The 20,026-nt window shown below is 71.0% G+C and carries 20 protein-coding genes; 8 read left to right on the top strand and 12 right to left on the bottom strand.

What is annotated here, in order from left to right; genetic code table 11:
• Window positions 1-175 precede the first annotated feature (175 nt).
• The 4 genes from GTY67_RS28320 to GTY67_RS28305 form a co-directional block, all read right to left on the bottom strand.
• Window positions 176-553 (bottom strand): hypothetical protein, encoded by a 378-nt coding sequence (locus GTY67_RS28320; protein ID WP_161280769.1) that lies wholly within the window; start codon window positions 551-553, stop codon window positions 176-178.
• 179 nt (window positions 554-732) lie between these two features.
• Window positions 733-1,509 carry a BTAD domain-containing putative transcriptional regulator gene (locus GTY67_RS28315; protein ID WP_161280767.1) on the bottom strand — a complete coding sequence of 259 codons (777 nt, stop codon included), beginning with the start codon at window positions 1,507-1,509 and terminating at the stop codon, window positions 733-735.
• Between the two features lie 99 nt (window positions 1,510-1,608).
• Window positions 1,609-1,998 carry a GntR family transcriptional regulator gene (locus tag GTY67_RS28310; RefSeq protein WP_093686164.1) on the bottom strand — a complete coding sequence of 130 codons (390 nt, stop codon included), beginning with the start codon at window positions 1,996-1,998 and terminating at the stop codon, window positions 1,609-1,611.
• A complete protein-coding gene (locus GTY67_RS28305) occupies window positions 1,995-2,753 on the bottom strand; it encodes a hypothetical protein (protein ID WP_343238778.1) in 759 nt (252 codons plus the stop codon). Before GTY67_RS28305 ends, GTY67_RS28310 begins: the two co-directional genes overlap by 4 nt.
• A gap of 323 nt (window positions 2,754-3,076) precedes the next feature.
• Between GTY67_RS28305 and GTY67_RS28300 the strand changes: the two genes are divergently transcribed.
• Both GTY67_RS28300 and GTY67_RS28295 read left to right on the top strand, forming a co-directional pair.
• Window positions 3,077-4,012, top strand: a complete 936-nt coding sequence (locus GTY67_RS28300; RefSeq protein WP_343238777.1) for a class I SAM-dependent methyltransferase — start codon at window positions 3,077-3,079, stop codon at window positions 4,010-4,012.
• Window positions 4,013-4,024: 12 nt separating this feature from the next.
• Entirely contained in the window at window positions 4,025-5,251 is a 1,227-nt protein-coding gene (locus tag GTY67_RS28295; protein WP_161280763.1) for a cytochrome P450, read from the top strand.
• A gap of 7 nt (window positions 5,252-5,258) precedes the next feature.
• On the opposite strand, the gene GTY67_RS28290 is transcribed toward GTY67_RS28295, so the two are convergent.
• The 8 genes from GTY67_RS28290 to GTY67_RS28255 form a co-directional block, all read right to left on the bottom strand.
• On the bottom strand, window positions 5,259-6,248 hold the full coding sequence (locus tag GTY67_RS28290; protein ID WP_161280761.1) for a hypothetical protein: 990 nt from the start codon (window positions 6,246-6,248) through the stop codon (window positions 5,259-5,261).
• A 236-nt stretch (window positions 6,249-6,484) separates the two neighbouring features.
• Entirely contained in the window at window positions 6,485-7,093 is a 609-nt protein-coding gene (locus tag GTY67_RS28285) for a hypothetical protein (RefSeq protein WP_237502938.1), read from the bottom strand.
• Between the two features lie 235 nt (window positions 7,094-7,328).
• The gene (locus GTY67_RS28280) at window positions 7,329-8,690 is read right to left on the bottom strand and encodes an MFS transporter (RefSeq protein ID WP_237502937.1); all 1,362 of its coding nucleotides are present in this window, start codon (window positions 8,688-8,690) and stop codon (window positions 7,329-7,331) included.
• 73 nt (window positions 8,691-8,763) lie between these two features.
• A complete protein-coding gene (locus tag GTY67_RS28275; protein ID WP_093686169.1) occupies window positions 8,764-9,090 on the bottom strand; it encodes a DUF4387 domain-containing protein in 327 nt (108 codons plus the stop codon).
• Window positions 9,083-10,465 carry an acyclic terpene utilization AtuA family protein gene (locus GTY67_RS28270; RefSeq protein ID WP_093686170.1) on the bottom strand — a complete coding sequence of 461 codons (1,383 nt, stop codon included), beginning with the start codon at window positions 10,463-10,465 and terminating at the stop codon, window positions 9,083-9,085. Before GTY67_RS28270 ends, GTY67_RS28275 begins: the two co-directional genes overlap by 8 nt.
• 105 nt (window positions 10,466-10,570) lie before the next feature.
• Window positions 10,571-11,557, bottom strand: coding sequence for a phosphoglycerate dehydrogenase (locus GTY67_RS28265; RefSeq protein WP_161280758.1), 987 nt, complete (start codon window positions 11,555-11,557; stop codon window positions 10,571-10,573).
• Between the two features lie 55 nt (window positions 11,558-11,612).
• A complete protein-coding gene (locus GTY67_RS28260) occupies window positions 11,613-12,896 on the bottom strand; it encodes an MFS transporter (protein WP_161280757.1) in 1,284 nt (427 codons plus the stop codon).
• The gene (locus GTY67_RS28255; protein ID WP_161280755.1) at window positions 12,893-13,993 is read right to left on the bottom strand and encodes a tartrate dehydrogenase; all 1,101 of its coding nucleotides are present in this window, start codon (window positions 13,991-13,993) and stop codon (window positions 12,893-12,895) included. Before GTY67_RS28255 ends, GTY67_RS28260 begins: the two co-directional genes overlap by 4 nt.
• 147 nt (window positions 13,994-14,140) lie before the next feature.
• Between GTY67_RS28255 and GTY67_RS28250 the strand changes: the two genes are divergently transcribed.
• The 6 genes from GTY67_RS28250 (at window position 14,141) to GTY67_RS28225 (ending at window position 19,981) form a co-directional block, all read left to right on the top strand.
• Window positions 14,141-15,082, top strand: coding sequence for a LysR family transcriptional regulator (locus tag GTY67_RS28250; protein WP_343238776.1), 942 nt, complete (start codon window positions 14,141-14,143; stop codon window positions 15,080-15,082).
• Between the two features lie 97 nt (window positions 15,083-15,179).
• Window positions 15,180-15,896, top strand: a complete 717-nt coding sequence (locus GTY67_RS28245) for a GntR family transcriptional regulator (RefSeq protein WP_161280754.1) — start codon at window positions 15,180-15,182, stop codon at window positions 15,894-15,896.
• Window positions 15,897-16,117: 221 nt separating this feature from the next.
• Window positions 16,118-17,425: an MFS transporter gene (locus GTY67_RS28240; RefSeq protein ID WP_237502936.1), complete on the top strand. Its 1,308-nt coding sequence runs from the start codon at window positions 16,118-16,120 to the stop codon at window positions 17,423-17,425.
• Window positions 17,426-17,466: 41 nt separating this feature from the next.
• Window positions 17,467-18,828 carry an acyclic terpene utilization AtuA family protein gene (locus GTY67_RS28235; RefSeq protein WP_093686176.1) on the top strand — a complete coding sequence of 454 codons (1,362 nt, stop codon included), beginning with the start codon at window positions 17,467-17,469 and terminating at the stop codon, window positions 18,826-18,828.
• A gap of 5 nt (window positions 18,829-18,833) precedes the next feature.
• The gene (locus tag GTY67_RS28230) at window positions 18,834-19,157 is read left to right on the top strand and encodes a DUF4387 domain-containing protein (protein WP_093686177.1); all 324 of its coding nucleotides are present in this window, start codon (window positions 18,834-18,836) and stop codon (window positions 19,155-19,157) included.
• Window positions 19,154-19,981: a poly(aspartic acid) hydrolase gene (locus tag GTY67_RS28225; RefSeq protein WP_093686178.1), complete on the top strand. Its 828-nt coding sequence runs from the start codon at window positions 19,154-19,156 to the stop codon at window positions 19,979-19,981. The genes GTY67_RS28230 and GTY67_RS28225 overlap by 4 nt, the downstream gene beginning before the upstream one ends.
• The last annotated feature ends 45 nt before the right edge of the window (window positions 19,982-20,026 follow it).

Raw genomic sequence — 20,026 nt, 5'->3', positions numbered from 1 at the left:
GGGCTGGTGTTCACCCCCGCCCCGGCTTCCGACCGTCACCTGAGCTTCGCCTCGTCCGACCGCGTGCGAGCCCCACGAGACAGGGGGCGGGTGGGGAGTGCGCCCTCGACGCGGCACGAGGCTTCATGTTTCCGGCGTCAGCCGGTCAGGCGGTTCTGACGTGCTTGGCCCTGGTTCAGCAGTAGTTGATGGACCCGCCCTCGTAGGAGATGTTGTCGCCGGACATCCACCCCTTGGTCTCCGTTCCGGCGACGCGGCCGTAGGCCCACACGTTGCCGTAGTAGTTGGTGACGACGCACCAGACGTAGAACTTCGTGCCGGTGCTGAGCTTCTTGACGTTGGAGCATTCCGTTGCCGGGCGGGTCTTGAGGTTGTAAGAGCCGTTGAGGTAGCCCCAGGCGCTTGAGTTGTTCTGGAACGCGCGGGCATCACAGGGGCTGGCCGCTGGGGCCGCGCTGCCCGCAGACGCCGTGCCGGCACCGATGGTGCCGGCACCGCCGACGAGCAGGGCGGTAACAGCGACGATGGTTCCGAATCTCCGTGCAGGACTCATGGTTCACCTTCCTGTACGTGCCGTAGCGTATTTCGCATATCGGCCCTTCCTGTGAATGGCGTCAGGCGGGCATCGCGCCGTGTTCCGTCCACTCGTAGAGCCTCCCACGGGTATATTTCACAGATCTGTCATGAACTCCGAGCAGTGATATCACCGATGATCCAGGGTGAACTCTCCGGTCACGCCATGAACCAAGCGATCTGCATGATCGATTGATCTTCGCTCAAAATTTTGCAGTGCAGGTCCCGAAGCGGAACGCCTGGATAAATTCCCAGCTCCTCAACCAAGCGCTCGTATATCACCCCGAAAGCTTGCAGCGCCTCACTGCTTCGCCCGCTTCGGCACAGGGCGACCATCAGCATTGCTGTCAGGTTCTCGTCCAATGGGTTCTGCGCGACCACGTGACGAAGGAGGGGAATTACCTCCAGATGCCGCCCTAACAGTAAACTGGTGCGCAGCTGGTCGACCAGGGCCGCAAGCCGCTCATGCTCAAGTCCCACGCGAGCAGTTTCCGCCCAAGAGGATCTGATGTTCGCCAGCGGGACAGCTCCCCATAAATACAGCGCTTCGTCGAAAAGTTCTAAGGCCGACCGATGGTCGCGGGCGCGGGAAGCCTGGCGCGCCTGGCCGACCAGAAGCCTGAACCTGTGGAGGTCGATACAGCGAGGATCGACCTCCAGGGCGTAGCCGCTACTGTGCCTTGTCAGGGGAGAACGGCCCTGCTCCTCATCTTCGCGAAACAGCTGACGTAGCCGAGAAGCATAGGTGCACAGCGCAGCACGTGGATTCCGGGGAGGACTGTCACCCCAAATATTCCGTATGACGACGTCATCGGAGACGGGCTGGTTCGGCTGCCAAGCCAAGGCGGCCAGGACCTGCCGGATCTTTTCTGGAATCGCCGCGATGCTTTTCCCAGTCGTTCGCAGCTCAACTGAACCTAATATCCTTATTTCCATCACAGTCCCTATCTCTCGCTCGCCGCCAGGCGTTGCAGGGCCCGCACCCAGGAGGTGCCGCCCACCGCGCCGCTTGGACCCTGCGGTGGCCTGTCCGGGTCACGACGTGTCAAGAGTCGCGAGGGCGTGCCGGATTGCGGCGAGGGTTTCCTCGTCGGTGGCGTTGAGCTGTCTTGCGGCGGCCGCGTAGTTGCTTGCGTGCTCCGCGAGCTTCGCCTTGATGTCGGTGGTTGCCGTCGGGGCGATGACCTGAGTACCGGAGCCCCGGCGGCTCCTGACGAGACCTGCGGTCTCGAGTTCCCGGTAGGCCCGCACCACGGTGTTGTTGGCCAGTCCGAGGTCGGAGGCCAGCTGGCGTACGGACGGCAGTCTGGTTCCCTGACCCAGCCGACCGACCGCGATGAGATCGGCGAGCTGTGCGCGGAGTTGCTCATACGGAGGGACAGGGGACGCGTGGTTCACGCTGATACGGATGCCGTTGGTCGTCATGGCCGAATCTTGACGTAGGCCTGCGGCAGCAACAGGACACACAGGCAGTGACCCGCGGTCATCGCGGAGATGAGGACTCCGAGAGCCAGCCCCGAGATCGCCAGGCTGTTCGTCGCACCCCCGCAAGGCACGCTCAGCGCCCCGAGGCCCATCGTCGCCGAGACGGCGAAGAGCGGGGCGCTCACCATGATTCCCCATGCTCCGACAGCCGCCCGGGCACTGATGCGGCGTTGATCGTCGTCCCCGGAGCGTGCGGTGATCCGGCGCAGGAGCAGTGCGCAGGCAGCGGTGCCGAGCGTGAGACCGCCCAGGACCGGCACCGCGTAGTGAGGGCCGGGCCAGGGTGAGAGCAGGTAGGTGCCCGCCGGACATGTGACGGACAAGGCACGCCCCGGGCGCCCGTCGGAGTCCGCCGAGGCCGTCGCGGCGGCGACGATCAGCAGAACCAGCAGGGCGACCGCCTGCGCGGCCGATGCAGTGGTGAGAGATCGGGGCGCGTAGTCCCGGATCCGGCGCGGAACCACGTCGGCAGCCCGCAGCCAACGAGGCTCCCGTCGCGCGATCGTGTCTGCCGCGAACAGGCCGGCCATGACACACAGACCGAACACGGGGACCCCGTAGAGCAGGTCGACATCAGGCTCAGAGCTGAAGGTGACCAGCGCGTTGGCAGCAAGACCTCCCGCCACGCCGGCCCATCGAACAGGAGTCTCCACCCCCACCCGCCACGTGCCGCCCGTTCTTGCAGCAGCAGGCACGCCAACCCCCTCTCCCACACAAGGCGTATCAACCACCTGACACAATTTCTCAGGATGCGAACTGTGTCAAGCAGTTGACACAGTTGACGCCGCGGCACCGCACGTAAGCCTCGGAGTGCTGCACGAAATGAGCGGCTCGCGACCATGGTCCGGCCGGCATGGGCGCACGAACGGCGGTCCGCCCACCGGAGAAGTGCCTCTGCGCGCCGGGCGCATGCGCTCCTGCGCGCCCGTCCGGCGGGTGTAGGGCTGGAGGGGTGGCCGCCGGGCTTTCGGGGCGGCCCGGCCGGGACCCCGGAGGGAGGGCCGTGGACATTCACGAGGTGGCTGCGGAGCGTCCGAACCCCTACCGGAGGAAGGTGGAGAGCACCTACGAGGACCCGCCGTGGATGTGGGAGGCGGCACTCGGACCGGGCAACCTCCTCTTCCAGTTCGGCCTGTTCGGCGCATCGGAGCTGGCGGCCGGTCCCGGGCCGGGTTCGGTGGGCCCGTCCGAAGTGCGGCACTTCGAGAAGCAGTTGGAGATAGCCGGCCTCGGCAAGGACCGGGAGCATGATGTGCGGCGCGTGCTGGACCTGGGGAGCGGCTGGGGGTTTCTCACCGGGTATCTCGCCGAACGGTTCCCCGGGGCCCGGCGGGTGGACTCGGTCAACGTGAGCCGTCGGCAGCTGGAGTACGCGTCGGCACAGCTGGCCGGTTCCCCTGCCGCGGACCGCATCCGGCTGTACCTGTGTGACGGTCAGGACATCGGCCTTCTGCCGGAGCCGGAGGCACTGTACGACCTGGTGGTCGTACGCGGCGTGTACACCCACTTCCCCGACGAGGTGTTCGAAGCATCGGTGGCGGCCGTCGCCGCCCGGATGCGTCCCGGCGGCCTCCTCGTCATCTCCGACACCCTGTACAAGACGGACATCTCCCGGTACCGCTCTCCGGTGACGGACACCGTGGACCGGCTGGCCTGCGGCCACCGCAAGTCGCCCGCCTACTTCCTCTCGGTGCTGGAGCGGAGCGGGATGATGCTGGAGGACATGAGGGTCCTGCCGGGCAACCGTGAGGTGATCCACTGGTTCGGCAAGGTGCGGGCGAATATCGACACCCGGTTCCCGGAGGGTGTGCGGGGACCCATCGCCGAGCTGCGCGAGATGTGCGACAGCTTCTCCGCCACTCTCGCCTCCGACCAGGCCTCGGTGTGCAGCGTCATCACCCGCCGGGCACCGGGACCCGGCGGGCTTCCTCCGCTTCGTGACAGGCATGGGTGAGGAGACGGAGCGATGACCGAGCGGACAGGTCGGGGCGCGGATCCGGCCCAAGGATTTCCGTGGCCGCGCGCGCACGCGCTGGATCCGCCGGAGGAGCTGGCCCGGTGGCGGGAGCGGGGCGCCGTGGCCGCCGCCGTACTGCCGGACGGTACACACGTCCGCCTGGTGCTCGGCTACCACGAAGCACGGCGGGCACTGAGCGATCCGCGTCTGAGCCGCGAGGCCCTGTCCCGCAGCGGGCCCGGTGAGCTGGTCGCGGGCACCGCCCGTCCCCCGGCGCCGAACAGTGAGGGCGCGGCGGAGGCGACGCCGTACGAACTGGTGCTGGGCATGCTGTCCCCGCGCGGGACCGAGCGGCTGCGGGCGGCCACACGGCGGGAGGTGGCCCGGCTGCTGGATGCGATGGACGAGGCCGGCCCGCCCGCGGATCTGATCGCCCACCTGGCCCGCCCTCTGCCCGCGATGGTGACCGGGGAACTGCTCGGCGTGCCCGCCCGGGACCGGGCCTGGGTCCAGCGGCTGGCGTCCTCCACGGTGGTCTTCGCTCCCACGGCGGAAAGCCGGGGTGCGGTGGCGGAGTTGCGCTCCTACTTCCACGATCTCCTGACGGGGACGGGGCCGTCCGCCCCGGGGCGGGCGCGGCGGAAGCCCCCCGGCATGGTCGGGCGGCTGGCCGGCGCCCGGCGCCGCGACGGCACCCCGGTGCCGTCGGAGGACCTGGTGACGCTGCTGCTGCGGGTGGCCGCGGCGGGCGGCCACTCCGTCCAGGTCAGTCTCGGCAAAGGTGTTCCCCTGCTGCTGCGTGAACGGCCTCTCTACGCGGCGCTCGCCGAGCCTGGTCCGGCCCGGGAGGGCCTGGTGGAGGAACTGCTGCGCCGTACCGCTCCGGCACCCGCCGCGCTCCCCCGCCTCGCCGTCGAAGACGTACAGCTCGGCGGCGAGACCCTGCCGCACGGCTCGGTCGTGGTGATCAGCCTGGAGTCCGCCAACCTCGATCCGGCCCGCTACCCGGACCCCGGCCACCTGCGGCCGGAGCGCGGCGACAAGAGGCATCTGTCCTTCGGCGCCGGCTCCAACTACTGCGTCGGTGCGGCACTGGCACGCATGGAACTCACCGAGGCCCTCACCGGGCTGTCCCGCCGGTTCCCCGCTCTGTACCTGGCCGTCCCCGAGGACGCCCTGCGACTGCGGGAAGGCGGCATCGCTCCGGACCCCCTGGAAGTGCCTGTCGGCTGGTGACTGCGGATCAGCTCGTCCCCGCTCTCCGCCGGGTGTCCGGGTCGTGGAGCCACCACCAGCCCACCGGGCCCCACACTTCCCTCGGGATGCGGCCTCCCGCGCCGGTGCGCAGCGCCTCCGGGTCCTCACTCACCCGGACCGCGGGGCCCGTCTCCTCACGGTAGCGCCGGGAGCCGACGGCCCAGTCCACCCCTCCGCGCACCAGCCGTTCCAGCATGCCCGCATACCTCTCCACCTCGCTCCCCCGCTCGTCGAGGACACGGCGACGGAGGCGGATGAAGAGGCCCATCACCTCGTCCCGCAGCAGCAGGGCCAGCTCCACGGATGCGTCGAAGTCCGTCCCGAAGGTACGGGACACCACGTCGATGGCGTTGTGCCCGTCACCGCCCGCCCGCTGCTCCCTGCGCCACGACAGCAGCCCGGTGTCCCAGGACAGCAGCCAGCACGCCATCTCCGTCAGTGCCCGTACGCCGCGGTCCGCGCGGACCCGCCCGGGAACGCCGTACCCCTCGGCCAAGGGGGAGAGCACGGTCCACACCTCCGCGCTGCCACTGACGAGGACGAGCGATGAGTACTCGCCGAGCGTCGGCACCCGCCCCTCGGCGACGTTGCCCGACTTCCACGCCTCGGCGAGGAACCAGCCCCGCATCGACGCGGCCCAGGCCGCCACCCCTTCCGGCGGCCCGAACTCCTCCAGCCTGCCCCTCAGGTCATGCAGTGCGACCCCGTAGCGGTCGCCGAACACCGCCTCCTCGGGCACCTCCACCGAGCGCTGGAGGAGCCCCAGGACGCGGACGAACCTCCCCGGGCAACGGCCGAGTTCGCCCTCGTCGCAGTACTCGTCGTCGAAGGCCACGTTCCAGGTCGCGAAGTCGGCGGCCAGCTGGAGCCGCTCCCGGTCCGCGTCCGGGGCCAGATATCCACCCAGCAGCCCGCACCGCGCTTCCACCAGCCGCTCCCGGTGCGCCGCGTCGGCGTACAGGCGGAAACGGTCCATCCACGCCACCGACGCCGTCTGCGCCTCCCCGGCCCCGCTGTTCAAACGGGTAGGGAACGGCAGGTACAGCACTACACCGTTCAGACCCATCCCACTCGCCCTCCGTCCGCTCCGCCCGGCCACACAGGCTCACCACCGGGATACCCACCCGGTGCGCCGCCCAGTGCTTCGCGGGCCGGCCACCCGGCCGACCGGTGCGTCGGCCGGGCACCGCGCCGGGGCCCGGGCCCGTACCGTCAGAGCAGCCACCGGTGCCGGGCCACGAGGGGCAGGCGCTCCCAGGTGCGGCCCAGCCCCCAGATACGCCCCGCCGAGGCAAGGGCCAGGACGATGAGGACGGCCGCGTAGAGCACGTGGTAGTCGACGAGCGGATTCGTCGACATGCTCGGCGTGCCGTCCGACAGGTGCTGGGCGGGCGGCCACTCGGCGGCCCACATCAGCGCCATCATGACGGTTCCGGCAACGGCCGTGACCCGGAGGCCGATGCCCGCCGCCAGGGCGAGGCCGATACCGAGCAGCCCGAGCATGAAGACCCAGTCCACCCACGCCTGACCGGCCATCGAGTGGAACGTGGACTCCAGCGGACCGACCGCCACACCGCTCAGGAACCCCTCGGCCGGCGACCCGCCCTCGACCCAGGCGCGGGCCGCCGGTGTCGCGTACCCCCATCCGAAGGCCTTGTCGAGGAAAGCCCACAGAAAGGTGAACGAGATCAGGAGTCGCAGCACTGCGGCCGCACGGCCGAACGTCGCGCCGTCCACCGTCTGCCGCCCCGCGTCCTCGGCCCGCCCTGTCGCCGTGCGGGCCTCTGTCGTCGAGTCGTGGTCCAGCGCCATCTCCCTCATCCCCTCAGCTCCGTCACACCGTCGTGTGTACGGCAACAGCCTCATGCCCGGGGCATCCCTCGGCAAAGAGCCGTGCAGGCCCCCGCACTGGGCCGAACGGCCCTGCTGTGAAATCCCGTTGGGGCAGTACGCCACACCCCGGCCACGACGTCCGCAGCGTTCGGGGAGCCGGGGGGGGCGCGTCTCCCCCGCTCCGCGGTCGTTCGCATCGGCATGCGGGGACCTCGCGTCGGGATCACCGTCGCAGGGAGCGGTCCGCCAGGGTGAGGAGGAGAAGGGCGGCGGTGACGCCGATCATCGGGAACGTCAGGCTGTGCAGGGCGTCGGACGTGGCACCGGCGTGGTAGAAGGCGGCGGTCGTCGCGGAGGAGACCAGCGCACCGAGGTACATGAAGGTGCGCATGAGTCCCGCGGATGCCGCGATGCGGTCCGAGTCCGCCTGCGCGGAGAGGGCGTTGTCGTTGGCGAGGCCCACCAGTCCGTGCGGGATACCGAATACGGCTCCGACGAGCACGACGAGCCAGAGCGGGCTGCGCGAGTCGAGTAGCAGCAGACCCGCGCAGCCGAGGAGTTGGAAGAGGGCTCCGGCGATGAGCTTGCCGCGTACCCAGGGACGGCGGCCGGTCACGGCGGTGGTGGCCACCACCGTGACGGCCACGGACATCTGGATGAGTCCGGCACGCGCGGACCCGATCCCCCGTCCGTCCTGGAGCCACTGCGTGTAGCCGTACAGGAAGGTGTACAGCGTGGTGTAGCCCAGGAACTGACGGCAGTAGGTGGCGAGCAGGGGGAGGTTGCCGCCCAGTACCCGCAGGTCCAGGAACGGGTGCCCGGTTCTCAGCTCACGGTGGACGAACGCCCCGCCCGCCACCGCCCCGACGACGGGGAGGTACCAGTGGCGGGCAGCGGGTTCCATCAGGAACAGGGTGCACGCGGTGAGGGACACCGCGAAGAGGATGACGCCCGCACTGTCGGTGTTGCGGGAGCCCGGAGGGGCGGCGCCGGTCTTCGGCAGGCGCATCGCGCCCAGGACGAGGCAGGCCGCGGAGAGGGGCACGTTGATCAGGAAGATCAGCTGCCAGCCGCCCGCCCCGATGAGGAGGCCGCCGAGGGCGGGCCCGGCGACGGAGACGGCCTGGCTGGAGATGGACAGGACGGCCAGCGTTCCGCTGGGACTCCGGCCGGTGCGGTCGGCTTCGCGACGCAGCAGTGACATGGACGCCGGGTAGGCGGCGGAGGTCCCCAGTCCGAGCAGCACCCGGGAGACGACCAGCACCCACAAGGAAGGGGCGAGGGCTCCCAGCAGCCCGGCGCAGCCGGCCAGCGCCGCGCCCAGGAGGTAGAGCCGCCGTGGTCCGAACAGGTCGACGAGCCGGCCGGCCACCGGCTGGGCGACGGCGGTGGCGAGGTAGAGCGCCGAGACGAGCCAGGCGGTCCGGGACGGGGCCGCGTCGAAGGCCCGGCCGATGGGGATCAGCGCCACCGCCAGCATGGAGGAGTTCACGGGGTTGAGGACGGTGCCCGCCACCATCGGCGGCAGCAGGCGGGAGCCGGAGCCCGGGGGACGCCTACGGCGCGGGCGGCCGGGCACGCTCATGCCCGCCTGCCCCGATGACGCGGGGGCCGGGGACCGGTCCCGGCCGCCCGCCGCTCACCGGTGCGGTGGGGCGTCACCGCGGTACGGGCAGGACCGCCAGCGGCACATGGTGCTGGCCGGCGTGGATGTCCCGGTCCCGCAGCGAGCCCTGGCTGACGGGTCGCGGGAAGGAGATCTTGACGACGTTCAGGGACGGGATCCGGAACATCCGGACTCCGGCCTCGTCGACTCCGTAGAGCCCCGCGACGGTGCGTTCGTCGAGGAATGCCCCGTCGGCCGCGATGCGGTACCCCTCCTCGTCGCGCATGAAGAGTTCCAGGGTCACCCAGAACGGTCCGGCGTTCTTCGAGCGGATCTCGTGTGCGAGGTCGCCGAGGGTGGTGCGGGGGGCCTCAGCCATGGGGGGTCTCCTCGGTGGTGATGCGGAACAGGTCGGTGGGGGTGAGGCTGTCGACCACGTGGTTGAGGACGAACTCGTACGCGGGACCGCGCTCGGTCTCGGCGGGCGAGGTGGCGAAGGCCAGGCTGGGCAGATGGTCCATGTCGGGCGTGGGCAGATGGAGCATCAACGGGTTGGCGATCTTCGCGACGGCGGTGGCGGTGGCCTGCTCGGGTGCGTTGACGAGGAGCATCACACCGACCTCCCTGGGCGGGCCGGAGGCCGGATCGAGTTCTTCCAGGACCGCGTTGTAGCCGTAGAGGCGTACGTCGAAGGCGTACTCCTCCTCGCCGAGGCCCAGGGTCTGTTCGACGCGCTGCTTGATCATCGTGTCCAGGAAGGCGGCCCAGGTCTCGATGTCGGCGAGGATGCCGGGGTCACGGATCGCGGTGAACGACATCGTCTCGTAGCCCGTGACGCGCGCGCCTTCGAGTTTGACGGTGTGCTGGTCGGCGGGGTGGAAGAGGGACCCTTCGACGCGGACGGTGCGTTCGTCGAGGGCGGTGTACGTGGCTTCGTGGACGTCGAGGGTGCCGTCGGGTTCCCTCATGCGGAAGGGGTCGGCGGTCTCGTAGAGCATGTGGGCGGCGACCGAGTGGGGGGTGCAGGAGGCGTCGGGGTCGAGGGGCTCGATGACGAACCCGCCGGTGTCGACGGTGGCGAACACGCCTCCCGTGCGCGGGTCGGTGGTGCACTGGCCGCCGCACTCGACGATCTTGGCCGCGTGCCAGGCCGGTCCGGCGGGCATCCCCTTCATCAGCGGAACCACCGCGGCGGCGGCCGTGTCGGTCGCGCGGCCGGCCAGGACGACCTGGGCGCCCGCTTCGAGCGCCGCGGCCAGCGGTTCGTGCCCCATCATGCCGACGATGTGGGTGCAGCTGTCGAGTGTCTCGGCCCGGAGCGGGCCCAGGGGCGGCAGGGGGTGGATACGGCCGGCGTCCAGGTGCCGCTTGAGTGTGCGGGAGTCCTGCTCGCTGTAGATCCGGGCGACCTTCAGGGCGAGGCCTTCCCGTTCCTGGATTTCGGCGACGATGCCGGCGACCCAATCGACGCCGTCGTCGGTACCGCTGGTGCCGCACGAGCCGATGATCAGGGGGATGGAGGCCTGGGCGGCCGCCTTCAGCAGGATACGCAGATCGCGGGCGACGGCGGCGGCCGTGGTCTTGGGGGTGGACGCGCCGAGGTAGTAGGGGCCGGAGTCGGTGGAGCCTCCGTCGACGCAGATCACGTCGGCGCCGAGTGCCAGCCCGCGCTCGATCGTGGCCTCGGGGAAGCCCGCGCCGAGCATGCCGCTGGGCACCAGGACGCCGACCGATGCGACCGGTTCGTGTTTCATGGTCCTCTTCCTCCTGCTGGTTCTGCTTCTTCGTTCTGTGTCTTGCTCTTGCGTCCTGCTCTTGTCCGCCGGTCCCCGCTGTCGCGCTCCGGGACGGCGCGCGGGTCAGCCCTCCTGTCCTTCCGGCGAAGAGCCGTGCGAGTGGGCGGTGTTGACGGCGAAGCGCGGGCGGCCGGCGAGCGAGGCCACGAGCTCTGCCGCTCCTTCCCGGCCCGAGGCCTCCCGCGCCTCGGCGGTCTGACCGGCCAAGTGGGAGTAGACGCTGATGTTCTCCACGTTCCGCAACGGGCTGTCGGCCGGGAGCGGTTCCTCGCCGACGACGTCCAGGGCGGCTCCGGCGATCTGTCCCGTGCGCACGGCCTCGGCCAGGGCCCGCTCGTCGACGACGGCGCCGCGGGCGGTGTTGATCAGGACGGCGGTGGGCTTCATCCGGCCGAACGCGGCGGCGTCCAGCAGGCCCCGGGTCCGTATGGTCAGGGCCGTGTGAACCGACAAGTAGTCGGCGCTCGGCAGCAGTTCGCTCAGCTCGACGAAGCTCACCGTGGGGTCGGCCCGCTCGGCCCGCGGCACACCGGTCGTGCAGACCACCCGCATGCCGAAGGCCTGGGCCAGCGGGACGACGGCCCGGGCGGCGGCACCGTACCCGAGCAACCCGAGGGTGGAACCGCGCAGTTCGCGGCCCTCCTGCCGCGGCCAGCCGCCCGCCGCGACGCCGGTGGCGCTCTGCACCAGCCGCCGTGCCGCCGCGAGCAGCAGACCGAGGGTGTACTCGGCGACCGCGTTGGCGTTGATCCCGGGCAGGTTGCTCACGGTGATGCCCAGCCGGGCGGCGGCGTCCGTGTCGACGGAGTCGTAGCCCACTCCGGCGCGCACGACGGCCCGCAACCGTGGTGCCCGGGAGAGCACTTCGGCGCTCAGGGGCTCGTGACCGACCAGGGCCGCTTCGGCGTCGGCGTACGCGGCCGCGAGCCGTCGGATGTCGCGTACGCCGGCGAGTGGGGTGTGGACGGTGGTGTGTCCGCGGGCGGTGAGGTACTGGTCGGCCTCGTCGCCGGGCCGCAGGTAGTCCGTGGTGATCAGGACGCGTGCCAAGGGGTTCCTCGTCTCGGGTTGCCGGGTGCGCGATCCGGTCCGCCGCGCGGGAGTGTCATTTCACCGTGGCCGTGACGCCACGCCGCCGCGTCGCGCGGACCCGGGCCACCACGCCGATCGCCAGCAGGGCGACGACGGCGATGTCGATCAGCATGAGCGGCCAGCCGGTGACGTCGACCATCGCGCCCACGAGGGCCGGTCCCAAAAAGCCGCCGCCGGCCCAGCCGACCGTGTACATCCCGGAGTAGGTTCCGAAGACCCGGGCTGAGGGCGCCAGATTCCACAGGACCACGACCGCGTTGACGAGGAAGCAGGCCCCGCCCGCGGCGGCGACGCACAGGGCCACGCTGGAGCCGGCCGGTGTCCGGACCAGGGTGCCCAGCACCATGGCCGCGGCGAAGACCGACATGCCCGACACCATGACCCGGAGCCGGCCGTAGCGCTCGGCAAGCACCGCCGCCGGGTAGGCCGCCACGATGAAGGCGATGCCGCTGGGGAGCGTCAGGCCGCCGGCGGCTCCGCGCGACATGCCGAGCGCCTCCATGCCGTACGGGGTGAACAGGGATCGGGAGGCCGCCCAGGCGCCGCCGAAGAGAAGGATCGCGAGGAGCAGGAGCAGCCTGCTGCGGTCGCGGTCCTTGATGATCTCGACGAAGGTGTCGCGGACCCGCGGCTCCGCCGGGCGCGCGGCTCCGGGCGTCCGGTCGTCGGCCTCGGCCAGCACCGCCCGGTAGGCGGGTGAGCGGCTGTCGCGCACCGTGGCCGCCAGCACTCCGATCGACAGCAGCATGATCACCGATGGGATGGCGAACGCGATTTCCAGGTGGGTGTCGATCAGAAGGATGCTGATGACCGCGGCGACGATGACCGTGAGACTGGAGGCGATCTTGACGACCGCGTTGGCGCGGCTGCGCCGTTCGGCGGCGACGAAGTCCGGCACCAGCGCTTCCGCGATGGGTTTGAAGGTGTTGGCCACGAGGGCGTAGGCGAACATCAGGGCGATGAGGAGCGGCAGCGACGCGTCGGCGTGCGGTATGAGGGCGAAGAGCACGGCAGCGGTCGGCATGCCGACCAGCAGGTAGGGCATCCGCCGCCCCCACGAGGTCCGGGTCCGGTCCGACCGGTTCCCGATCCAGGGCTGGATGAAGATGCCCAGGAGGTTGTCCATGCCCATCAGCAGCCCGACGAGGGCCGCGCTGGTGAGGTGTTCGCGCAGGAGGGGCGGTACCTGGGACTCGTAGAAGTTCCAGGTCGACTCCTGGGCGAAGACGGCGAGGGCCACCAGGAGCGTGATGCGGCGTGTCGGTGCGTGCTGTTCCTCGGCCGATGCCGTCGTCATGACGGCTCTTTCACATCGGCGCCCGCCGCGACGGCCGCCGCGATCGCCGCCCCCAGTCCCGCCGTCGTGCCGGTGCCGCCGAGGTCGGGGGTGACCACGTCGGGCCGGGCGTCGAGGACGTTCTCGATCGCCGCGACGACCCGGGCGGCCGCCTCGTGCTCGCCGAGGTGGTCCAGCATCATCGCGCCGCTCCAGATCTGGCCCACGGGGTTGGCGATGCCGAGCCCGGCGATGTCCGGTGCCGATCCGTGCACCGGCTCGAACAGGCTGGGGAAGACCCGGTCGGGGTTGATGTTGGCGCTCGGCGCGATGCCGATCGTGCCGGTGCACGCGGGCCCGAGGTCGGAGAGGATGTCGCCGAAGAGGTTGCTGGCCACGACGACGTCGTACCGGTCGGGCTGGAGGACGAACCGGGCGGCCAGGATGTCGATGTGGTCCTTGTCCGCGGCCACCTCCGGGTAGCGCGCCGCCATCTCGGCCGCCCGCTCGTCCCAGTACGGCATCGAGATCGAGATCCCGTTGCTCTTCGTCGCCCAGGTGAGGCGCCGGCGCGGCCGGGTGGCGGCGAGCTCGAAGGCGTACCGCAGCACACGGTCGACTCCGGTCCGTGTCATCACGGTCTCCTGCAGCACCGTCTCGCGTTCGGTGCCCTCGAAGATCCGGCCCCCGATGCTGGAGTACTCCCCTTCGGTGTTCTCGCGTACGACGAAGAAGTCGATGTCCCCGGGGCCGTGGTCGCGCAGAGGACCGCGGACCCCGCGCAGCAGCCGGACCGGACGGAGGTTGACATACTGGTCGAACCCACGGCGCAGCTGCAGCAGGCTGCCCCACAGCGACACATGGTCCGGGACCACCTCCGGCCAGCCGACCGCACCGAAGTAGATGGCGTCGAAGTCGCCGAGAACACTCTTCCAGTCCTCGGGGAGCATGGTGCCGTGCCGGAGCCAGTAGTCGGCGGCGGCGAAGCCGAACTCGGTGACGTCGAGGGTGAATCCGTGTGCGTCGGCCGCGGCCCGGAGGCATCTCAGCCCCTCGGGCATCACCTCCTTGCCGATGCCGTCGCCGGGAACAGCTGCGATGCGGTAGCGGTGGGGCACGGGGCGGCTCCTCGGGTGGCGGGGTCGGGGGCGCCGACGGCGGGAGGAGTCCCGTTCCTGTCCCTGTCGTGCGCAGCCTGCGCCGCCCACCTTGGCCAGCGCGGATGCACCGGACAAGGCCGTGGACGGCAAGGTAGGCTTTCCCTGGTGGAAAGCTCTGCCCGCCCGCCGTACCCCACCGAGGCCGGCCGGTCCTCGATGGACGATCTGTGGTTCTTCCAGATCGTGGCCTCCCATGAGACGCTCACGGCCGCCGCCCGCGAGCTGGGGTGCTCCCTGTCCGTCGTGAGCAAGCGCCTCGCCGCGCTGGAACGGCGCCTGGCCGTCCGGCTCGTCAGGCGGGGAGCCCGGCGGATGTCGCTGACGTCCGAGGGCGAGCGGTATGCGGCGCGCGCGCAGTCGATCCTCGACCAGGTGCGGGAGCTGGAGGGCTCGCTCGCCGGCCGGTCGGCGGAGTTGCGCGGCTCGCTGACCGTCGAGTCGACCATCGGGCTCGGGCGGGCCCATGTGGCCCCGCTGCTCGGCGAGTTCGCGGCCGACCACCCCGGGCTGCACGCGCAACTGCACACCTCCGCCCTGCCGTTGCGTCCGCACCGCCGCACCTTCGACGTGGCCGTCCACGTGGGCGCGCCGGCCGACTCCTCCCTGCGGATGCGCCGTCTGGCGGCCAATCGGCGGGTGCCCTGTGCGGCCCCGTCCTATCTGGCCGAGCACGGCGTCCCGCAGTCCGTCGAGGACCTGGCCGGGCTCAACTGCATCGTGCTGCGGGAGAACGAGGGCGACTACGCGTTGTGGCGTTTCGGGGACGCGGCCCGCCCCCGGCAGCTGAGGGTGCACGGCAGCCTGTCGAGCAACGACGGTGACGTGGTGACCGACTGGGCGCTGCGGGGACGGGGGGTGATCATGCGCTCGGAGTGGCATGTCGCGCCGTACCTGAGGCGTGGGGAGCTGGTACGGGTGCTGCCGCACCTTCCCACCCCGGCCGCCGACATCTACGCGCTGTACGCGGACGGCGACCATGTTCCGCCCCGGGTCAGCCGCTTCGTCGGCCATCTCGCGTCGGAGCTGCCACGGCGGCTGGCGGCCTGACGGGCCGGCCCCGGGGCGGCCGCGGACGGCTCGCGGCCCCGCAGCGCTCCTTGCCGGAACGGTTGACACGGGCGCTGTAGCAAATACGCTACGGAGCATGGACCAGCTGCCGCACCTGACGTCTTCCGCATCCCTCGGCGACCAGGCCTACCAGGCCATCCGCGAGGCGATCCTGGCGGGCGTGCTGGAGCGCGGGCAGAAGGTGACCGAGCGGGGGCTGGCCGATTCGCTGAACATCAGCCCGACCCCGGTGCGCGAGGCGCTGCGCCGCCTGGAGCAGGACCGGCTGGTGGAGAGGGCCGGCCCGCGTTCCGTACGCGTCGCGAAGTTCGAGGAGGAGGAGCTGCGGGAGTTCACCATGATCCAGGACGTGCTCCGCGCGCTGGCCGCCCGCCTGGCCGCGGAGAAGTCGACCGCCGCCCAGCGGCGGGAGATGCGTGACCTCCTGGACACGGCCGACGCCCTGCGCGGCAAGGCGGCCGCGGCACAGGAGGGCAGCGAGGAGGAACGCGGGCTGGTCACGGAGATCCTGGACCACATGCGGCGCTTCCACGCCTTGGTGGACCGGGCCGGTGCCAACCCCACCCTGATGCAGATGCTGCGCATGGTGGACGCGTTCGGGATCGACGAACGCCGCAGCGCCGTCCTCACCGATCTGCACGGCCACCGTAGCGCGCTGGACGAGCGCTATCGGCAGCACCGGTCCATCTACGACGCCATCGCCTCGGGTGACGGCGACCTCGCGGCGGAGCTCATGGCCGCGCACAGCCGTACTGCGAACTCACCCCTCATCGCGGAGCGGTACTCCGGCTGAGAAGCCTGACGGGCTGAAAGCCGCCCTCTTCACAGCTCGGATGCTATAGCACATTGCGAAGGTTGTAAGCAGTCGGCCTTCCCGGAGCGCCCACCCGTCCGGGCATTCCACCCAAACCGCCGAATTTTTACCGGACATACCCGTCTGACGGCCGCACGGGACGCGGCTGTCCGAGCTACTCGCAGACCACTCTTGCTATGGCATATGGCAAAGGAGCCGCCATGCCCTCCGACCTCGCCCCCGGTTCGAAGACGAGCCGCGCCCCCGGGGCCGACCCGCCGCCCGACCTTCGGCCGATGCACCGCGGCACCGTCCTGTGGGTGGCGCTCGCCGTCTTCGCCCAGGAATCGGTGTGGAACTTCTACGACGCGCAGGTCCCCGGCGAACTCCGCCGGTACCTCACCTCAGCAGGCCTGATCGGGCTGATCATGGGCCTGGACAACGTGCTCGGGGTGCTGATCCAGCCATGGATGGGGTTCGTCTCCGACCGGCGAGCGCGCGAGGGCAGAGGGCGCTGGGCGGTCATCCTCATCGGGGCCGTCCTCGCCTCCGTGCCCTTCGCCCTGATCCCGTGGACGAACAGCCTGTCCGCGCTCATGGTGTGCGTCATCGCGTTCGCCGTGATCGCGAACGCGTTCAAGGGCGTGACCGAGACGCTGGTCTCCGACTACGTGCCCCCCGCACACCGGAGCAAGGCCCAGGGGTTCGTGAAGGCCGGCGTCGGCCTCACGATCATCGTCTCCGCACTGATCAGCCTGCTGGTCCTCGACCGCAGCATCACCCTTGCCTTCGCCGTCCCGCCCGCGCTCATGCTGCTGCTGTTCGCCGTGTCCCGGGCCTTCCTGGGCCGGGGGCCCACCGTCCACCCGGCGCGGGACGACACCCCGGCCGCGGGCCGAGAGGCGGCACCCGAGGAGGAGCCCGCGTCCCCCTGGGCCATCGTCAGGAACCTCGTGCGCGACCCCTCCCGGGCCCGGCTCCTGCTCATGCTCGGCATCTTCTGCTTCGCCGGCATGTGGTCCGCCCTGCGCTCGCAGCTGACCCCCTACGGCATGGAGACGCTGGGCCTCTCTCGGGGCGCGGCCGGCGGACTGGCCCTGCCGGGCGCCGTCGCCTTCCTGGTCTGCGTGATCCCCCTCGCCTACGTCTCGGCCAGGCTGGGGCAGGTACGGGCCATCCGGTACGGCGTCGGCGTCTTCATCGCCGGGCTGCTCATCGGCTTCGCCTCACCCACGGTGCCGGGCACCGTCGTCGCGATGATCGTCACCTCGGCCGGCTATGCCACCTTCGCCGTCAACGCTCTCGTCGCCCTCTGGAACCTGGCCCCGAGCCGCCATGTGCTGGGCACCTACACCGGCCTGTACACCGTCGCCTCCTCCACCGGAGCGGCGCTGGGCCCGGCCCTGCTCGGCTTCACCGTGGACCTCACCGGCTGGCGCTACATGCTCCTGAACGGCGCCTTCTTCGCCGTCGTCACCTTCGCCGTCTTCACCCGCCTGGCCCGGCGCACCCCCGCGCCGTCGGCCTGACCGGCTCCCGCCACACCCTTCATCAGGAGACACAGACACTCATGGAACTCCGTATCCTCGCTCCCACCGGAGCCCTCGGCGCCGGTTTCGACGCCGCCGCCTTCGCGCGTGGCGTGGCTGCCCGTCCCCACGTCATCGCCTGCGACGCGGGCTCCACCGACTCCGGGCCCGCCGCACTCGGTTCCGGCCTCCCCAAGCTGTCCGACCAGGCCGTCTCCCGGGACCTGCGCCTGCTCCTGAAGGCCCGGGACGAGCTCGGCGTCCCGCTGATCATCGGCTCCTGCGGCACCAGCGGGCGCGATGTCGGTGTGGACCGGGTCGCCGCCCTCGTACGGGCCCTCGCCGCCGAGGAGGACCTGCACTTCACCCTCGGCCTGATCTACTCCGACCAGCCCCGCGAACGGCTGGAGTCCCTCTTCGACGAGGGCCGCATCAAGCCGCTGCCCCACGCCCCCGCCATCGGCAGGGAGTTGTTCCGCCGCGGCCACACCGTCGCCATGATGGGGGCGGAGCCCATCCAGGAGGCCCTGGGCGCCGGGTGCGACGTCGTACTCGCGGGGCGGGCCAGCGACACCGCCCTGTTCGCCGCGGTGCCGCGGATGCACGGCGCCGACCCCGGCCTGACCTGGCACATGGCCAAGACCATCGAGTGCGGCGCGGCCTGCGCCGTCCCGCCGTCCGCCAACGGGCTCCTGGTCCACCTGCGCGACGACCACTTCGACGTCACCACCCTCGCCGAGGACAGCCGGCTCACCCCCCGCTCGGTGGCCGCGCACACCCTGTACGAGAACGCCGACCCGTTCCACGTCGTCGAACCCTCGGGCGTCCTCGACACCACCCGTGCGACGTACGAGGCCGTCGACGAGCGCACCGTACGGGTACGCGGAGCGCGCTTCCACCCCGCCGAGGTCTACACCAACAAGCTGGAGGGCGCCGAACTCGTCGGCTATCAGACCGTCATCGTCGGAGGCGTCCGGGACCAGGTCGTCATCCGCCGGCTCCCCGAACTGCTGCCGTTCGCCAGGAAGCACTTCGCGGACAAGATCCTCGACGTGTTCGGCGGGGCCGTGGACCCCGCCGACATCGACATCGACTACCGCCTCTACGGCGACGGCGCCGTCCTGGCCGCCGCGGAACCCGAACCGCTGCGCCCGCGCGAACTCGGCGTCCTGATCACCGTCACCGCACCGGACCAGGCCACCGCGCACGCCGTCGCCACGTTCGTCGCGCACGCCAGCAGCCACCTGCCCATCCCCGAGTACGACGGCCTGGTCTCCACCCTCGCCTACCCCTACTCCCCGCCCGAGACGGATCGCGGGGCCCTGTACCGCTTCACGCTCAACCACGTCGCCACCGGGGTCACCCCCACCGAACTGTTCCGCACCGCCACCGAGGAGCTGTAGAACCCATGGCCACCCTGCTCGACCACTGCTCCCTGGTCCGCTCCAAGAACGCCGGGCCCTTCACCCTCACCTTCGACTTCATGTGCCGCGACCAGGCCGCCTACGACGCCCTCGTCGCCTCGGGCTTCCTCACCGAGGACCTCTTCGCCCAGCTGTACGGGGCCGACCCCGAGGACATCCTCGTCGTCAACCACCCCCTCGCCCTCGCCGTCAAGGTCTCCCTCCCCCGGCCCACCGTCCAGGGCGACCTGCGCGACGCCGACTGCTACGCGGGCCAGCAGTACGCGCCCCTGATGGACCTCACCTTCGGAACGGAGCCCCGCCCATGACGACGGAACGCCCGCTCACACCGGCCGACTTCCCCCCGGGCCACCCCGCCCTGTCCCTTCTCACCGGCCCCACACCGCTGTTCGCCCTGTCCCGCGATCCGCGCTTCTCCTACTGCCTCTACGTGCCCAGGGAGTACCGCCCGGCCGGTCCGGCTTACCCGCTGGTCGTCGCCGTGCACGGAACCCGCCGCCGGGCGGAGACGCTCCGCGACGCCTTCGCACGCTTCGCCGAGGACCACGGCTGCGTCGTCCTGGCGCCGCTCTTCCCGGCGGGGATCACCGGCCCCAACGACCTGGACAGCTACAAGCTCCTGTCGCCGGTGATCCGGGCCGACACGCTGCTGCTGCACATGGTCGAGGAGGCCGCCGCCCGCTGGCACCTGGAGACGGACCGCTTCCATCTGCACGGATTCTCCGGCGGCGGCCAGTTCGCCCACCGCTTCGCCTACCTGCACCCCGGCCGGCTGGCGTCCCTGTCGGTCGGGGCGCCCGGCCGCGTCACCCTGCTCGACCCCTCCCTGCCCTGGTGGCACGGAACCGCCGACATGGTGGAGAAGTTCGGGATCCAGGCCGACCCGGCCGCACTGCGGCGCCTGCCCGTACAGCTGGTCATCGGCGAGGGCGACACCAGCACCGCGGACCTTTCCCCGGACGGCCCCGACCCGGCCGGCGCCCACCGCGCCGATCGCCTCGACACCCTGCGGAGGAACTGGCACCGGCACGGCATCGGGACCCGTCTGGACACCGTGCCGGACGTCGCTCACGACCACTTCGGCGTCCTGCCCGCCGTCCAGCGCTTCCTCGCGGCGCACATCGCGGCGTAGCCGCCCCGGGCCTCGGGGCATGGCGGACGCGTGCGCCCTCAGGCC

This window comes from Streptomyces sp. SID8374 (genome assembly GCF_009865135.1).
Taxonomy (GTDB): Bacteria; Actinomycetota; Actinomycetes; order Streptomycetales; family Streptomycetaceae; genus Streptomyces.
This window is presented reverse-complemented; position numbering and strand designations above follow the sequence as displayed.

Coding starts and splice junctions, on each gene's coding strand:
- GTY67_RS28310 (WP_093686164.1), bottom strand. CDS start 1,998: ATGACGACCAACGGCATCCGTATCAGCGTGAACCACGCGTCCCCTGTC.
- GTY67_RS28235 (WP_093686176.1), top strand. CDS start 17,467: ATGGAACTCCGTATCCTCGCTCCCACCGGAGCCCTCGGCGCCGGTTTC.
- GTY67_RS28320 (WP_161280769.1), bottom strand. CDS start 553: ATGAGTCCTGCACGGAGATTCGGAACCATCGTCGCTGTTACCGCCCTG.
- GTY67_RS28230 (WP_093686177.1), top strand. CDS start 18,834: ATGGCCACCCTGCTCGACCACTGCTCCCTGGTCCGCTCCAAGAACGCC.
- GTY67_RS28295 (WP_161280763.1), top strand. CDS start 4,025: ATGACCGAGCGGACAGGTCGGGGCGCGGATCCGGCCCAAGGATTTCCG.
- GTY67_RS28280 (WP_237502937.1), bottom strand. CDS start 8,690: ATGAGCGTGCCCGGCCGCCCGCGCCGTAGGCGTCCCCCGGGCTCCGGC.
- GTY67_RS28285 (WP_237502938.1), bottom strand. CDS start 7,093: ATGAGGGAGATGGCGCTGGACCACGACTCGACGACAGAGGCCCGCACG.
- GTY67_RS28270 (WP_093686170.1), bottom strand. CDS start 10,465: ATGAAACACGAACCGGTCGCATCGGTCGGCGTCCTGGTGCCCAGCGGC.
- GTY67_RS28315 (WP_161280767.1), bottom strand. CDS start 1,509: ATGGAAATAAGGATATTAGGTTCAGTTGAGCTGCGAACGACTGGGAAA.
- GTY67_RS28275 (WP_093686169.1), bottom strand. CDS start 9,090: ATGGCTGAGGCCCCCCGCACCACCCTCGGCGACCTCGCACACGAGATC.
- GTY67_RS28290 (WP_161280761.1), bottom strand. CDS start 6,248: ATGGACCGTTTCCGCCTGTACGCCGACGCGGCGCACCGGGAGCGGCTG.
- GTY67_RS28225 (WP_093686178.1), top strand. CDS start 19,154: ATGACGACGGAACGCCCGCTCACACCGGCCGACTTCCCCCCGGGCCAC.
- GTY67_RS28245 (WP_161280754.1), top strand. CDS start 15,180: ATGGACCAGCTGCCGCACCTGACGTCTTCCGCATCCCTCGGCGACCAG.
- GTY67_RS28260 (WP_161280757.1), bottom strand. CDS start 12,896: ATGACGACGGCATCGGCCGAGGAACAGCACGCACCGACACGCCGCATC.
- GTY67_RS28240 (WP_237502936.1), top strand. CDS start 16,118: ATGCCCTCCGACCTCGCCCCCGGTTCGAAGACGAGCCGCGCCCCCGGG.